Source organism: Microbulbifer sp. SE14, from assembly GCF_059834885.1.
The window spans coordinates 43,947-59,336 of the sequence record NZ_JCBAJA010000021.1 but is presented as its reverse complement, the minus strand read 5'-3'; the positions used below and the strand labels follow the sequence as shown (position 1 = coordinate 59,336).

General features: G+C 63.0%; 15 protein-coding genes. 3 read left to right on the top strand and 12 right to left on the bottom strand.

Annotated elements, in window-relative coordinates; all coding sequences use genetic code 11:
- Nucleotides 1-158: 158 nt before the first annotated feature.
- Together AC6R19_RS15020 and AC6R19_RS15015 are read right to left on the bottom strand one after the other, a co-directional pair.
- Nucleotides 159-767, bottom strand: a complete 609-nt coding sequence (locus AC6R19_RS15020) for a glutathione S-transferase family protein (protein WP_500580655.1) — start codon at nt 765-767, stop codon at nt 159-161.
- Between the two features lie 5 nt (nt 768-772).
- Complete coding sequence (locus tag AC6R19_RS15015) at nt 773-1,876, bottom strand: NAD(P)H-dependent flavin oxidoreductase (RefSeq protein WP_500580654.1); 1,104 nt, start codon at nt 1,874-1,876, stop codon at nt 773-775.
- A 168-nt stretch (nt 1,877-2,044) separates the two neighbouring features.
- Here AC6R19_RS15015 and AC6R19_RS15010 point away from each other — a divergent pair, with 168 nt between their 5' ends.
- On the top strand, nt 2,045-2,395 hold the full coding sequence (locus tag AC6R19_RS15010) for a winged helix-turn-helix transcriptional regulator (protein ID WP_500580653.1): 351 nt from the start codon (nt 2,045-2,047) through the stop codon (nt 2,393-2,395).
- A gap of 66 nt (nt 2,396-2,461) precedes the next feature.
- The gene (locus tag AC6R19_RS15005; RefSeq protein ID WP_500580652.1) at nt 2,462-3,343 is read left to right on the top strand and encodes an AraC family transcriptional regulator; all 882 of its coding nucleotides are present in this window, start codon (nt 2,462-2,464) and stop codon (nt 3,341-3,343) included.
- A gap of 31 nt (nt 3,344-3,374) precedes the next feature.
- Here AC6R19_RS15005 and gmhB read toward each other — a convergent pair whose 3' ends face one another.
- The 3 genes from gmhB to glyQ form a co-directional block, all read right to left on the bottom strand.
- A complete protein-coding gene (gmhB, locus tag AC6R19_RS15000; RefSeq protein ID WP_500580651.1) occupies nt 3,375-3,929 on the bottom strand; it encodes a D-glycero-beta-D-manno-heptose 1,7-bisphosphate 7-phosphatase in 555 nt (184 codons plus the stop codon).
- 70 nt (nt 3,930-3,999) lie between these two features.
- Complete coding sequence (gene glyS, locus AC6R19_RS14995) at nt 4,000-6,081, bottom strand: glycine--tRNA ligase subunit beta (protein WP_500580650.1); 2,082 nt, start codon at nt 6,079-6,081, stop codon at nt 4,000-4,002.
- Nucleotides 6,081-7,061, bottom strand: a complete 981-nt coding sequence (gene glyQ, locus AC6R19_RS14990; protein WP_500580649.1) for a glycine--tRNA ligase subunit alpha — start codon at nt 7,059-7,061, stop codon at nt 6,081-6,083. The genes glyS and glyQ overlap by 1 nt, the downstream gene beginning before the upstream one ends.
- 167 nt (nt 7,062-7,228) lie before the next feature.
- Here glyQ and AC6R19_RS14985 point away from each other — a divergent pair, with 167 nt between their 5' ends.
- A complete protein-coding gene (locus tag AC6R19_RS14985) occupies nt 7,229-8,119 on the top strand; it encodes a lysophospholipid acyltransferase family protein (RefSeq protein WP_500580648.1) in 891 nt (296 codons plus the stop codon).
- Here AC6R19_RS14985 and AC6R19_RS14980 read toward each other — a convergent pair whose 3' ends face one another.
- From AC6R19_RS14980 to AC6R19_RS14950, 7 genes are all read right to left on the bottom strand, one after another.
- Entirely contained in the window at nt 8,120-8,749 is a 630-nt protein-coding gene (locus AC6R19_RS14980) for a glutathione S-transferase family protein (RefSeq protein WP_500580647.1), read from the bottom strand. It lies immediately after the preceding gene.
- A 58-nt stretch (nt 8,750-8,807) separates the two neighbouring features.
- Nucleotides 8,808-9,539 (bottom strand): hypothetical protein, encoded by a 732-nt coding sequence (locus tag AC6R19_RS14975; protein WP_500580646.1) that lies wholly within the window; start codon nt 9,537-9,539, stop codon nt 8,808-8,810.
- A gap of 31 nt (nt 9,540-9,570) precedes the next feature.
- Entirely contained in the window at nt 9,571-10,719 is a 1,149-nt protein-coding gene (locus AC6R19_RS14970) for an ABC transporter permease (RefSeq protein ID WP_500580645.1), read from the bottom strand.
- Nucleotides 10,720-10,777: 58 nt separating this feature from the next.
- A complete protein-coding gene (locus tag AC6R19_RS14965) occupies nt 10,778-11,938 on the bottom strand; it encodes an ABC transporter permease (RefSeq protein ID WP_500580644.1) in 1,161 nt (386 codons plus the stop codon).
- The gene (locus AC6R19_RS14960) at nt 11,935-12,630 is read right to left on the bottom strand and encodes an ABC transporter ATP-binding protein (RefSeq protein ID WP_500580643.1); all 696 of its coding nucleotides are present in this window, start codon (nt 12,628-12,630) and stop codon (nt 11,935-11,937) included. The genes AC6R19_RS14965 and AC6R19_RS14960 overlap by 4 nt, the downstream gene beginning before the upstream one ends.
- A gap of 56 nt (nt 12,631-12,686) precedes the next feature.
- A complete protein-coding gene (locus AC6R19_RS14955) occupies nt 12,687-13,715 on the bottom strand; it encodes an efflux RND transporter periplasmic adaptor subunit (protein ID WP_500580642.1) in 1,029 nt (342 codons plus the stop codon).
- Between the two features lie 101 nt (nt 13,716-13,816).
- Nucleotides 13,817-15,268, bottom strand: coding sequence for a TrkH family potassium uptake protein (locus AC6R19_RS14950; protein WP_500580641.1), 1,452 nt, complete (start codon nt 15,266-15,268; stop codon nt 13,817-13,819).
- Nucleotides 15,269-15,390: the final 122 nt, after the last annotated feature.

Here is a 15,390-nt window from a genome sequence, read left to right as displayed (position 1 = left end):
TTGATAGCAAAATGACGGAATTCCATTTCCTGAAATTCGCTTTTATAGGAATGGGGCGCGCAATTCAATTCGTTGGCGCGGCAATGGTTTTTTTTGCCCGATTACTGGGACCCAGTGGGCGAAAGGGGAGCCGGGACCGGCTCCCCGATAGCGGCCGGTCAGGCAGTCGCGGTTTCCCGTTCCCGCTCGACCGCCTGCGCGAAGGCGGGGTGCGCCTGCACCCGCGCGATCATGCTGCGGGTCCTGTCGCCCAGTTCGATTTCCAGCGGAAAAGCCTGACCCCAGCCGGAATAGACCGCCAGCATCATGTCCACGGCGCCGAGACTCTCGCCGCAGACGAAGGGCCTGTCCTGCAGCCTGTCCTCGACGATGGCCCAGAGCGCGGACAGCCGCGCCGCCCCCTTGGCCAGCACCTCCTGCTTTGCCGCGTCGCTCTCCAGCGCGCGGGCGCCGAAAAACAGCAGGCTGTAGGCCGGGTGCAGGGTCGCGTTGGCAAACAGCAGCCACTGGTAAAACCCGGCCCGTTCTGCCGGATCCGCGGGCAGCATCGGGCTGCGGTGCTTCTCCAGCAGGTGCAGCACTATGGCGATGCCCTCGCGCAGAACCAGGTCACCGTCCACCAGCACAGGCACCTGGTTGGTGGGGTTGATCTGGCGGAAGTCGGCCACCGAATCCCGCGCAATCAGTTCGACCGGCTGCTGCAGCTCGTTGAGCAGGGCGTGAATGGCGCGGGAACAGGCGCCGGGCATGTAGTAGAGCTTGTACATGGTATTTACTCCTCGTGGGTTTTTCCTTCGGATGAGGCTGTTTCGGGAGAGCCGCCGGCCACCAGCGACGCCATCAGTTCGGCGGCACCGCGGTGGCGCGACAGGCCGGCGACCTGGCCCGCGGCCATGGTGGCGAAATCGGCGCTGCCGCGCGCGGTGGAGGCCTTCGCCAGCGGTCGCGTCAGTGAAAGCTGCAGCGGATAGGGCAGGGCCGGGTCTGGCCAGCGGGCGCTGGCTTCGGTCAGGCGGTTGCGGATATAGCGCGCCATGCGGCCGGAGACGGCGCGGGTCAGCACTGTGTCGCAGCCCTCGGGATGGCGCAGCAGGGACCGGTGCAGCGGGCTGGCCCCGGATTCGTCGCAGGCCAGGAAGGCGGTGCCTATCTGCACCGCGTCCGCACCCAGGGCAAAGGCCGCGTCCAGGCCGCGGCGGTCGGCGATGCCGCCGGCGGCGATCACTGGAATGGAAATCGCATCGCGGATCTTCGGCAGCAGCGCAAAGGTGCCGAGCAGCGCGCGCGGCTGCGGTTCCTCGAGAAAGGCCGGGCGATGGCCGCCGGCCTCCAGCCCCGAGGCCACCAGCATGTCCACGCCGGCGCGCTCCAGCGCCACCGCCTCGGCGACACAGGTGGCCGCCCCCAGGGTGGTGATGCCCCGCTCGGCGCAGCGCTCGAGAATCTTTTTATCGGGAATGCCGAACACGAAACTGAACACCGCCGGGCGCGCCTCCAGCAGCGCCTCCACCTGCTCGTCGAAGTCGTGCAGCGGGTTCTCGATGCGCGCCGGAAGCGGCAGGTCCAGTTCCTCGAAGAAAGATTCTATCCGCTGCAGGTAGGCGGCTTCCCGCTCTGCGCTCGTCGGCTCGCCCCACTCGGACGGCCGCGGAATCCACAGGTTTAGGTTGAAGGGGTGGGGTGTCCCGGCGCGGATATCCGCCGCCAGCGCCAGTATCTGCTCCCCGGACAGGTGGTGGGCGCCGTAGGCACCGAGGCCGCCGGCGTTTGAAACCGCCGCCGCCAGCTCGGCGCTGGAGTGGCCGCTGCCGAAAGGTCCCTGAAGTATCGGGTACTGAATACCCAGTGCGCGTGTGACGGGGTTGTTATCCCACATGCCTGCCGACTCCCTAGCGATCTCTGATTCGCGGCTGAGTCTAGCCATGCGAGTTACCAAAGTATACTTGCGGAGACTTGGTAACTAAAATCAGTAGTTACCGGCGGGTAACCATGTGAATGCCCGGTAAGTCGAACCGACAACGCCACCCCGCGAACAGGAAATCTCATGCTGCCGCGCAGAAAAAATCCCGTAGAGCCGCCGCCGTCGACCTGCCCCATCGGCGAGTGCATGAAAGTGATCGGCGGCGCCTGGACGCCGAATATCATCTGGTACCTGAGCCAGCGCCCGCGGCGTTTCAGCGAACTGAAAGACGATATCCACGGCATCTCCGCCAAGATGCTGACCACGCGCCTCAAGCAGCTGGAATCCAGCGGCGTGGTGATCCGAGAGGTGATGCCCACCTCGCCACCGAGCGTGGAGTATCGCCTCACCGAACTGGGCGCGGAACTCAAGCCGGCGATAGAGGCGATTGTCCGGGTCGGCCACTGCCTGAAGGAACGGCGCCGCGCGGACTGAGCAATATCGATCAGGTATCTCCGGGCCAGGCCCGCTACACTCGACGGTGTTGTGAGGAGGCCAGTTTTGACCGAATTGAAATCGGAAATTTACCGGGACAGATTTCGCAGGGTAATTGCCTATATCGATGCGAACCTGGATCGGAAACTGACTCTGGAACGGCTCTGCGATATCGCTGCATTATCGAAATTTCATTTCCAGCGGCAGTTTGCAGCGCTGTTTGGCATCAGCCCGCACGGCTATATCCAGTTGTGCCGGCTGAAGCGGGCGGCCTATCTGCTCGCCTTTCGCGCAATACCGGTGACGGAAATAGCCCTGACCTGTGGTTACGAAGGGCCCGAGTCCTTCGCGCGGGCTTTCAGGAGGTGCGCCGGCCAGTCGCCGTCGGAGTTCAGGAAGGCGCCGCGCTGGGGCAACTGGTACTCACAGTATCAATTATTGAGTGTACTGAGAGGCAGCCAGGTGAAATCTGAGAGAAAGCAGAAGCAGGTCGAGATAGTGGCGTTCGCGGAGACAAAAGTTGCAGCGTTGGAACATCGCGGCGATCCGCGGATCATCGGCAGCACGGTGCGGAAATTTATCGAGTGGCGAAAGCAGCAGAAGCTTTCGCCGGTTGTCAGCGCGACGTTCAATATCGTCTACGACGACCCGCAACAGGTTGCCGCAGAAGACTATCGCCTGGATATCTGCGCGGCGACGGACAGGGAAGTGGAGGAAAATGCCTACGGCGTGGTCGGCAAGATTATTCCCGCCGGCCACTGTGCGGTGCTTCGGCATACGGGGTCCGACGACGGACTGGGCGAAGCGGTGAAGTATCTCTACTCTGAGTGGCTGCCCCGGAGTGGGGAGGAGCTGCGGGATTTTCCGATCTATTTCCAGCGCGTGAAGTTTTTTCCCGATGTGCCGGAGGCAGAGGCGGTTACGGATATTTTTCTGCCGCTAAAGTAGGGAAAGCGCAGCGCCGCGCAGCTACTGTTTATCAGGATTGCCGCAGCAGAAAATCCGCGAACTGGGCCAGGTCGTCGAACACGGCGGTGTCGGCCAGACGCTCGTCCGGTTCACTGATCAGTTGCTGCAGCGTCTGCTTCCCCGCGCCGGTCTTTACCAGAACCGGCTTGCAGCCCTTCTCCAGTGCCGCCTGCAGGTCCTTGAGCTTGTCGCCGACCATATAGCAATCGTGCAGGCTGGTATCGAATTCCGCCTCTATCGCATCCAGCAGTCCGGCCTTGGGCTTGCGGCAGCGGCAGTTGTCGTCATCGCTGTGGGGGCAGTAGAAGACGGCCGCTATCTCGCCGCCGGCGTCCTCCACCAGCGCACGCATTTTTGCGTGCATGGCTTCCAGGTCGTCCAGGTCGAACAGGCCCAGGGCCAGGCCGCTCTGGTTGGTGGCGATCACCAGCTGGTAGCCGGCGCGGCTCAGCTTGGCCATGGCCTCGATGCTGCCGGGCAGGGGGTTCCACTCGTCGGCGGATTTGACGTAGGCGTCGGAGTCGTAGTTGATGACTCCGTCCCGGTCCAGCACGATGATTGCCATGAATATTTTTCCGGGCTCTGAAAATTGCGGAAGCCTGTTTGCCAGGCTCCCGCTAAATTGACTGCTCGATTTACTTGGCCGGCACCAGCAGCGAGATATCCGCAACTTCCAGGAAGAGCGCACGCAGCTGCGCCAGCAGTGCCAGGCGGTTGCCGCGCAGCTTCTCGTCGTCCGTCATCACCATCACGTGGTCGAAGAAGTTGTCCACCGTTTCGCGCAGTCCGGCGAGGCCGGCGAGGCCCTCGGCGAACATCGCTTCCTTATACAGCGGCTCCACTTCGGTGCGCGCCACCTGCACGGCCGCGTAGAGGGCCTTCTCCGCCTCCTCCTGCAGCAGGCTCTCGTCCACCTTGCCCGGCACGGCTCCCTCGAACTTGGCCAGGATATTGGACACCCGCTTGTTGGCCGCGGCCAGGGCCTCGGCCTCCGGCAGCTGGCTGAAAGCGTGCACCGCGTGTACCCGGTTGTCGATATCCAGCGGCCGCGACAGTTTGCGCGCGGCCACGGACATGAAGACCTCGGCGGCTATGCCCTGATCCTCGTAGCGGGCGCGGAAGCGCTCCAGGATATAGTGCAGCGTCTGCTCGACCACGCTGTTGTACTCGCCCAGCGCGGTGCGCGGGAAGTTTTCGCGGGCGAGCTCCAGCAGTTCGCGCAGGTCCAGGTCGAGTTTCTTCTCCACCAGCAGGCGGATAACGCCGAGGCTGGCGCGGCGCAGCGCGAAGGGATCGCGGGAACCGCTGGGTGGCTGGCCTATGCCGAAGATGCCCACCAGGGTATCGAGGCGGTCCGCCAGCGCGATGACGGTGCCGGTCTCGCTCTGCGGCAGTTCGTCGCCGGCGAACTTGGGCATGTACTGCTCGTACATGGCCTTGGCCACGTCCAGCGGCTCGCCGTCGTTCTCCGCATAGTAGTAGCCGGCGATGCCCTGCAGGTCCGGGAACTCGAACACCATCTCGGTGACCAGGTCGGACTTGCACAGGCGCGCGGCGCGGGAGGCCCACTCGGGATTGGCATCTATCCTGTCGGCGATCTTTGCCGCCAGCACCGCGAGGCGTTCGGTCTTGTCGTAGACGGTGCCCAGGTGCTGCTGGAAGATGATCTGTTTGAGCTTCTCGCGCCGTGCCTCCAGGCTGGTCTTCTTGTCGGTGTCGAAGAAAAAGGCGGCGTCGGCCAGGCGCGGGCGTATGACCCGCTCGTTGCCGTGGATCACCTGGGCCGCGTCCCGGCTCTCGATATTGGACACGGTGATGAAGAAGGGCAGCAGTTGGCCGTCCTCGTCCACCACGTGGAAATACTTCTGGTGTTCCTTCATCGACGAGATCAGTGCCTCCGCCGGCACTTCCAGGAAGCGCTCCTCGAAGCGGCCGGTCAGGGCCACCGGCCACTCCACCAGTGCGGTGACCTCGTCGAGCAGATCCGGGTCTATCACCGCCTCGCCGTTGACGTTGTTCGCCTCGGCCATCACCTGTTCGCGGATGATCTCGCGGCGCTCGGCGAAATCGGCGATTACGAAGCCGGGGTCGCGCAGCTGTTGCACATAGTCGTTGGCGGAATGGATCTCCAGCTCACGGTTGCAGTGGAAGCGGTGCCCGCGGCTGGTGTTGCCGGCCTTCTGGCCCAGTACTTCGCCGTCCACCACTTTGTTGCCGAACAGCATCAGCAGCCAGTGCACCGGGCGCACGAATTCCTCGCGGCGCGCGCCCCAGCGCATGCGTTTGGGGATCGGCAGCTGGGCCAGGGATTTCTCCACGATTTCGGCAAGAAGCGTCTCGGTGGCGGCACCCTTCTGTTCGCTGACGAAGACGAGGCGCTCGCCCTTGTCGGTGTCGACGCGGCCCAGTTGGTCGACGGTGACGCCGTTGCTGCGCGCGAAACCCTCGGCGGCCTTGCTCGGTTTACCCTCCTTGTCGAAGGCCGCGGCCACAGCCGGGCCCAGCTTCTCAATCTGCTTGTCCTGCTGCTTCTCGGCCAGGCCGGATACCGCCACCGCCAGGCGGCGCGGTGCGGCGTAGGACTTCACCTCCCCGAATTCCAGTTCGGCGGCCTTCAGGCCCTGGGTTATGCCGTCGGCGAAGGCGTCCATCAGCCTGTGCAGCGCTTTCGGCGGCAGTTCTTCGGTGCCCAGCTCTACCAGAAAATCCTGCGCCATTACTGCTTCTCCTGTTGTTCGGCTGCGGGTGCAACTTCTTCCGCCAGTATCTCTTTGCGTATGCTCTCTGCCGCCAGCGGGAAGCCGAGGGCGCGGCGCGCATCGTAGTAGGCCTGGGCTACCTGGCGCGCCAGGGTGCGCACGCGCAGGATATAGCGCTGGCGCTCGGTGACCGAGATGGCGTGGCGCGCATCCAGCAGGTTGAAGGCGTGGGAGGCTTTCATCACCTGCTCGTAGGCCGGCAGCGGCAGGCCCAGCTCGATCAGGCGCCCGCTCTCGCGCTCGCAGTGATCGAAGGTGGCGAACAGGAATTCCACGTCCGCGTGCTCGAAGTTGTAGCGGGACATCTCCACTTCGTTCTGGTGGAAGACGTCACCGTAGGTGACCGGGCTGCCGTCCGGGTTGCGGGTCCACACCAGGTCGTAGATCGACTCCACCCCCTGCAGGTACATGGCGATGCGCTCCAGGCCGTAGGTGATCTCGCCGGTGACCGGGTAGCACTCCAGGCCGCCCACCTGCTGGAAGTAGGTGAACTGGGTCACCTCCATGCCGTTCAGCCACACCTCCCAGCCCAGGCCCCAGGCGCCCAGGGTCGGGGACTCCCAGTTGTCCTCGACGAAGCGGATATCGTGAATCGCCGGGTCCACGCCCATGGCGCGCAGGCTGTCCAGGTAGAGTTCCTGGATATTGTCCGGGGACGGCTTCATCACCACCTGGTACTGGTAGTAGTGCTGCAGGCGGTTGGGGTTCTCACCGTAGCGGCCGTCGGTGGGGCGGCGGCAGGGCTGTACATAGGCCGCGTTCCAGGTCTCGGGACCCACGGCGCGCAGGAAGGTGGCCGGGTGAAAGGTGCCGGCGCCCACTTCCATATCCAGAGGCTGTAGAATGACGCACCCTTGGCGCGCCCAGTAGTCCTGCAGGGCAAAGATCAGGCCCTGGAAGGTGCTGAGGTCGTATTGCTGTTGTTGGGGCTGGGACACCGCTATCTCCGGATCAGTAAGTGCTTGTGTTTTGCTGACTGGGGGGCAAAGGGACGCAATTATAGCGGCAGCGGGTGGCGCACTAAAGGCGCTGCGGCCGCTCGGGGCCGATTGAATGGCCATACTTGGAGCTGCCGCACTCGAATCTGGATTGGGAAGTAGTCGCATTGGATATCAAAGGTCGCCTGGCGGTCACCGCACTGAAACTGGTGGGCAAGCTGCCACTGCGCTGGTCGCGCCGCCTCGGCCGGCTGTTCGGCCGCATCGCGGTGCTGGGCCGCGGCGACAGCCTGCGCATCAGCCGCATCAACCTGGAACTCTGCTACCCGGCCATGGAACCGGCGCGGCGGGAGAGGCTGGCGCGGGAGAGCGTCGTCCACACCGCGATGACCGGCTGCGAGGTGGCCACCCTCTGGCACCAGCCCTGGAGCCGCAGCGAGGACCAGATAGTGCGGGTGCGCAACCAGCAGCTGCTGTGCGAGGGCGTGGAGGCCGGCCGCGGCGTGCTGGTACTGATGCCCCACACCGGCAACTGGGAGATCTTCGGCATGTACCTGGCCACCCTGGGCCCGTCCACCGCCCTCTACGCGCCACCGAAAATCGCCGCCCTGGACCCGATCATCCGCAACGGCCGCGAGACCACCGGCGCGCAGATGGTGCCCACCAATGTGCACGGCGTGCGCTCGCTGTTGAAGGCGCTGAAGGCCGGCAATATTGTCATGGTGCTGCCGGACCAGGAGCCGGATATGGGCGGCGATTTCGCGCCTTTCTTTGGCAAGCCGGCACTGACTATGACCCTGGCTCACAACCTGCTGCAGCGCACCGGCTGCCGCTGTGTGTTCGGCTTTGGCAAGCGGGTGGAGGGCGGCTTCGAGCTGGTGTTCCTGCCCGCCGAACAGGCCATCTACAGCGACGAGCAGAAGGTGTCCCTGGCGGCGATGAACCGCGGTGTGGAGGCCTGTATCGCCGAAGCGCCGGAACAGTACCAGTGGGAGTACAAGCGGTTCAGGAAGCAGCCGGAGGGTAAGAGCCGTATCTACCAGAAAAAAGGGCGCTGATCAGGCGCGGGGCAGGCCGTTGCGGTGCCATATGTCTCGCAGCGGCTCCAGCTGATCGACCCGCTGTGCAATAGCGGATAGCTTCGGGCACTCCCGCGCGAACCACTGCCGCCGCGGGCGCCAGCAGGTCATCACCGCGACGAAGACATCCAGCGCCGTCATCTCCGCGCCGCAGGCCCAGGGGCCGTCGAGCTCCGCTTCCAGCTGGCGCCACAGCCTCTGGCGGCGCTGTTCGGTCGCCTCATGCAGCTGCGCCGCGCCCTTTTTGCCGGGGACGAAGCGCTCCGGGTGATCGCCGTAGGTGAAGGTGGGATATACGGCGGACACCAGCCACACCAGCCGGCGCAGGAACTGCGCGCGACGCGGGTCGGCCGCCGGCGGCACCAGGCCCCTGGACGGAAAGTGGTCCCCCAGCCACAGGGTAATCGCCGCTGTCTCGGTGAGTATCTCGCCGTTCTCCAGGCGCAGGGCGGGGATCTCCCCCAGCGGGTTAACCGCCAGCAGCTCCTCGTTGGGGAGTTCATCCCAGGAGAAATAGCGGATCTCGCAGTCCAGTCCCGCCAGCGCGAAGAGCGCCTCGACGATGGTCGAGCCGCCGGCTCTTGCGGCGTACAAAACGAGTTCGCGCATAGAACCTCCTTAACGCAGCCAGCCTTCTGGGTACTTCAGGCGAATTTCCCGAAGTAGTTTACAGGGCTTCCGTCGCGACAACTTCGCCGGAGATAAAGTAAATGGTGGTTATCCCCTCGTAGCCTGAATCGGTTCCGAACATCAGCCACAAATCCCCACTGGAATCGGTTTCGACAAAGAAGGAGTATTCCTCGCTCTGGAGTGTTTTCAGTTCGTAGGAATAGTCGGGGCCATCATCGCAGTCTTTGGAGTTGGCAAAATCCCCGAGAGTGATTGCGTCGCTGCCGCCGTCGCCCTGACCGCCCTTGTCGAGGTTCATTAGGATATAGCCGGTGCCGTCATTTATCGCCATGGGCTCGAAGGCGGTAGCACCGCCTTTGATTGCAACAGCTTCGCCCGGTGCCCCTCCGGCGCCAACACAGTTCGCCGGGGAGTTGGTGGCGAAGGTGATCTCCATTTGCAACTGATAGCGCGTATTGGCTTCGAAACCGGAAAAGCGCTTTTTGATAAACATATACAGATCATCGCTGTGGTTGTTCCCTGTGACCCTGAGGCCACTCAGATCTTCCAGTGGCGCGGGCAGCTGTTGCTCGAAACCATAGGTCAGGTCGCCATCCGCCATATTTACAATGTCGTAGTCGGCGAAGCCCACGTCCCAGCCGTGCTCGGCCGTATCCATAGCGAAGGAAATGGTCTTGCTGGGAATTTCCTGTGGGGGATTGCTGCCTGAGTTTCCGTCGCAGGAAGCGAGATTGAATGCCAGCAATCCGAGACAGACGATTTTTTTCATTACACGAGCTCCCTGCTGTGTCAACTGTAAGTCAAACTGCGTTGCGAAATGCCACTACCACCGGCATCCGCGCCGCGCGCCAGGCCGGAAAAAAGCCGCTGACGAAGCCGATCAGCAGTGCCAGCACCGCGCCCTGCACAAACAGATCCGGCGACATCTCGAAGCTGAACACCACCTGGGTAAAGCTGCCGCCCAGGGTGGACGCGTTGAGGCCGTCGAAGAATACAAAGGCGGCCAGGGAGCCGAGCAGGCCGCCGACGGCAGCCAGTACCAGTGCCTCCGCGATGGTGCCGCAGAAGGCGGAGAAGTTGCCGAAGCCCAGGGCGCGCAGGGTGGCGATTTCCTTCGCCCTGTCCGCCACCGAGGTGTACATGGTATTTAGCGCTCCCGCTAAAGCACCCAGGGCCATGATAAAGCTGATCACCCGGCCGAAGATGGCCATGTACTGCAGCTGCTTGCCCTGTTCGGCGAAGTAGGCCGCCTCGGTCTTGAGCTCCAGGTTGAGCTGCGGCTCGGCATCGATATACGCCTTGAGTGGCTCCAGGTCGCCGGGATTTTGCAGTTGCGCGCGGATGGTCTGGTAGCTGCTGCCGCGGTTGTAGTGGCTCTGGATCATCTTGGCATCCGCCCAGAGTTCGCTCTCGAACACATTGCCGCCGGTGGAGAAGACGCCCACCACCGTCCACACGTTTTTGCCGAAGCGTATCTCGTTGCCGAGCTGGAAGCCGTCGAACTCGCGCAGGATTCCGGCGCCCGCGATCATCTCGTTGGTGCCGGGGGTGAACATGCGGCCCTCCAGCAACTGCATATTGCCGCGCATGGCCATGCCGCGCGCATCCAGGCCGCGCAGGGGAATATTGGCCTTGGTGCCGGTGCCCTTCTTGATGCCGTCGACGATCACATAGAGTTCGGGGGACACCAGTGGGCCCTCGGCGTCCCGCGCTATGCCGGGCGCCTCCTCGATCAGGTTGACCTGGTCGCGGCCGATCACACTGTTCAGCTCCGCCTGGGAACCCTCGCGCATCATCAGCGCCACGTCGTCCGAACCGGCGCCGCTCATGGTGGCCTCGAAGCCCTTGGCCATGGCCAGGAAGGCCAGCAGTATGGCCACCACCACGGCGCTGGCCAGCACCATGGCCAGGGACATCCACAGGCGCCGGGGCAGGCTGCGGATATTCATCAGTGTGACCGCAGCCGTCTGTGTAAACAAAGAGCGTGAAAACAGTGATCCCATTGGTTTATCCCCGGTTGAAAGCTGTGACGATGTTGAGGCGCAGCGCGTTGAGCGCCGGCAGCAGGCCGGTAACCAGCCCCAGCAGCAGCATGAATGCCAGCGCCTGCAGGGCTATGCCGGAATCCAGCACCAGGTTGGGCAGGAACTGGGCCATGGTGGCCTTGGCGCCTTCGACAATCAGCCAGGCAACGCCGAGGCCGGCGAGGCCGCCGATCAGCGCAATCATCAGGGATTCCGCCAACACCATTTTGAAAATGCGCGGGGCGGCGAAGCCCAGGGTTTTCAGCACGGCGATTTCGCCGGTGCGCTCGCGCACCGCCAGTGCCATGGTGTTACCGACCAGGATCAATATGGTGAAGAAGGCCATGAACACCACGCCGAAGATGATCAGGCCGATATTGCCGATCTGTTCGATAAACGCCTTGCTGAAGGCCGCTTCGGTACTGGTATCCGTCTCCGCCTGGGAATTGGCGAAGCCATTGTCGATTTCGTCGGCGATGCGCTGGTTCTGCGCCGGGTCCACAGTGGTGAGGGTGATCCAGCCGATCCAGTCGCCGCCGAAGCTCTGGGTCTCCATAAAGTACTTGTAGTGAAAGTACATGCTGTTGGTGTCGTGCTGCGGGTCGCTACCGGTAAAAATACCCTCCACGACGAAGTCCCAGGTGTGGCCGCCGTCCTTGTGGGAAAAAATATTGGAGGAGACCGGCACCCGGTCGCCGACCTTCCAGCCCAGGCGCTGCGCCAGGTTCTTGCCGGCGATCAGGCCCTGGCGGTTGCCGAGCCAGGCGGCGCGCTGCTCCGGCGACAACACGATTTCCCGCTCGTACACCTGCAGCAAGCTCTCCGGCTCCACGGCCATGGCGACTATCTGGTTGCGCGCCTCCTGGTAGTAGCCGCCGAACCAGTTGGCGTAGGTGACATTCTCCACGCCGTCCACTGCCGCCACCTTCTGCGCGTAGGCAATCGGCAGCGGCTGGGTGAAGTTGATCTTGTTGACCACCACCAGGCGGTTGTCCGCCGCCAGGTCGATGCCGGCGTCCAGCGCGCTCTTGAGGGTGGTCACCGCGCCGAAAATCAGGAAGGCGATAAAGATCGCAAAACAGGTGAGGAAGAGCCTGAGCGGCTTCCTCGTCATGTTCTTGTAAATCAGATAGAGATCGCTCATGCCACCAGTTCCCTCTGCACGAATTTTCCCTTGTCCAGATGCAGTGTCTGGTTCGCGTACTTGGCCGCGGCCGGGTCGTGGGTGACCATGACGATGGTCTTGCCGTGCTCGCGGTTCAGCAGCTGCAGCATCTCGAGGATTTCATCGGCGGTGGTGCGGTCCAGGTCGCCGGTGGGTTCGTCGCACAGTAGCAGTTTCGGATCCGAGACAATGGCGCGGGCGATGGCCACCCGCTGCTGCTGGCCGCCGGACATCTCGCTGGGCATATGCTTGGCGCGGTCGGAGAGGCCCACCAGTGCCAGGGCCGTCTCCACATTTTTCCTGCGCTGGGCCTTGGACAGTTTGGTCAACAGCAGCGGCAGCTCCACATTGCGTGCCGCGTTCAGCATCGGCATCAGATTGTAAAATTGGAAAATGAAACCGATATTGTGCGCGCGCCAACGGGTCAGGGCGCTCTCGTTCAGGCTGTCCACTCGCGAGCCGTCGAACCAGATCTCACCACCGCTCGGCTGGTCCACGCCACCGAGCATATTCAGCAGTGTGGTCTTGCCGGAACCGGACGGGCCCATGATGGCGACGAAGTCGCCGCGGTCTATGGTCAGATTGAGGTCGTCAAAGATGGAAATCACCTCCTTGCCCTTGACGAAACTCTTGTTGACTCCGTTTAATTGAAACAATACGTCCTGTGACATCGCCTGATCCCTCAATCGTTTATTGGGTTTTTATTTCCTACAAATAATTTGCCGCTCTATTCGCCGTCGCCCAGAAAGGCCACCTTCACACCCATATCCGGCAGTATGCGTGCATCCTCTGCGTCTATGCCGATGCGCACTCGCACCGTGGCCTTGGCGCGGTCGGCAGTGGGAATGATGGCCACCACGGTGGCCGGAATATCCCAGTCCGGATAGGCATCCAGGTTGGCATTTACCTTCTGCCCGGGAGACACGCGGCCGATAAAGGCCTCGTTCACATCCACCTCGATTTCCAGGGAATCCATATCGACGATGGTGCAGATACCGGTGCGGGTGAAGCCGCCGCCGGCGGAGCTGGGCGCGACGATTTCGCCGGGCTGGGCATTTTTCTGTGTAACCACGCCGGCGAAGGGCGCGCGTATGGTGTGATCCTCAAGCCGCTCCTGTTGCCGCTGCACCTCGATTTTTGCCACCTCGATGTCCGCGCGCGCGCTGGCGAGCTCCGCCTGCAGGCTCTCGACGGTGGCCTCGCTCTGTGTCAACTCGGCCCGGCTGGAGTAGTGCTTGTCACTCAGGCCCGCGTAGCGAATGCGCTGGCGCCGGGCCTCCTCCAGGTTGGCGATAATGCTGGCCTGGCGCGCCTGCAGTACCTCGACCTGGGCCAGGGCGAAGTCCAGGTTGACCTTCGCCTTGGCATCGTCCAGCCGCGCCAGCACCTGGCCCTCGGTCACGCTCATGCCCTCCTCGACGTCCACGCTGGTGATCAGGCCCATTACCTCGGCGGATACCGTGGCCATGCGTCGCGCAGTGATATAACCGGAGGCGTTGAGCACCGTCTCGCGCTCGATGACAGGGGCAGGTTGGATCTTGGGGGCCGCCGGGGTTTGCGCAGTGGCCGTGGGAATTGGTTGCGGTGCCGGCTCCCCGCCGCTGAACAGCGATACGGCGAGGGCACCCAGCAGCAGGCCGGCGGCGGCACCGATGGCCGCAGCGATCAGCGTGTGCCGGGAGGAGGAACTGGATTCTGGAGCTGCATCGCGATCGATCTTCAACTGACCGAGCAGCTCGCTGGTATTTCTGCCCATACCGCCTGCTTCTTATAGTTACTTCCTGTAAACGGCTACTTTGGCAGAAAAAAACAAAATTGACTATCGCACGGAGGTACCGTTTGCGATGAATTGCAGGCTCAGTGGCGCCAGAAGGCGGGGGTCAGCAGTACCAGCAGGGTGAAGATCTCCAGGCGCCCCATCAGCATCGCCAGGATCAGGAACCACTTGGCGACCTCATTGACCGAACCGTAGTGGGCGGCGGCTTCGCCCAGGGCGGGGCCGATGTTGCTGAGGCAGGATGCGACGGTGGAAAAGGAGGTAACGAAATCCTCGCCGGTGGCCATCACCACTACCGTCAGTACGAAGAAGGACAGGATATAGACGGCGAAGAATCCCCACACCGCGTCGGTGACCCGCTCGGGCACTATCTTGCGGTTCACCTTGATCGGCACCACCGCATTGGCGTGCACCAGGCGGTTCAGCTCGCGCAGGCCGGATTTCATGATCAGCATCACCCGCACCGCCTTGATGCCGCCGGAGGTCGATCCGGCACAGGCGCCCATAATGCCGATCAGCAACAACACATAGGGCAGGAAGGCCGGCCAGACGTAAAAGCTTTCTGAGGAGAAGCCGGCGGTGGTGCCGATGGACACTACCTGGAAGAAGCCGTGCAGGAAACTGCTGCTGGGGGTGAAAAGACCCAGGTACCAGAGATAGCAGCTGATCAGCACGGCGGCGGAAAAAGTCAGTATCACATAGAAACGGAATTCGGAGTCGCGCCAGTAGTGGCGCAGGCTACGATTGCGGAAGGCGAAGAAGTGCAGGCCGAAGTTGATTGCCGCGGTGAACATGAACACGATGCAGATCGCCATGATGGCGCCGTTGTTGGCGTAGAAGCCCATACTGGCGTCGTGGGTGGAAAAGCCGCCGTTGGCCACGGTGGAAAAGGCGTGGCCAACGGCGTCGAACACCGTCATGCCCGCCCACCAGTAGCCCAGGGTGCACAGGAGGGTCAGGGTGATATAGATCACCATCAGTGCCCGCGCCGTCTCGGCGATGCGCGGTGTCAGTTTGGTGTCTTTCACCGGCCCGGGAATCTCCGCCTTGTACAGCTGCATGCCACCGATACCCAGCATCGGCAGAATCGCCAGGGCAATCACGATCACGCCGATACCGCCGAACCACTGCAGCTGCTGGCGGTAGTAGAGGATCGCCGGCGGCAGGTTGTCGAGGCCGGTAATGGTAGTGGCGCCGGTGGTGGTGAGTCCGGAGATGGACTCGAAAATGGAATCGGTAATGCCCAGCGCCGGCTGCGGGCTGATGATCAACGGCAGGGCGCCGAAGCTGCCCAGTACCAGCCAGAAGAGGGAGGTCACCACGAAGCCGTCGCGGGTGCGCAGCTCCTGGCGCAGGTCGTGCACCGGTAGCCACATAAGGAGGCCGGTGACCAGGGTGATTGCGAAGGCGGCGATGAAGGCGGTGTGGGTGCCATCGTGGTACCAGAAGGACACGGCGATCGGCGGCAGCAGAGTCAGGCTGAACACCGTCAGGAGGATTCCGAAAACTCGCGCTATTACCGCTATTCGCACACCGTCTCCCCCAGCCCCTCTCCCGCAAGCGGGAGAGGGGCGCTATTCTTTTGGATTTCGCGGCGCTGATCCGCCATACAATTTTTCCCGAGTCCCGAGTCCCGAGTCCCGAGTCCCGAGTC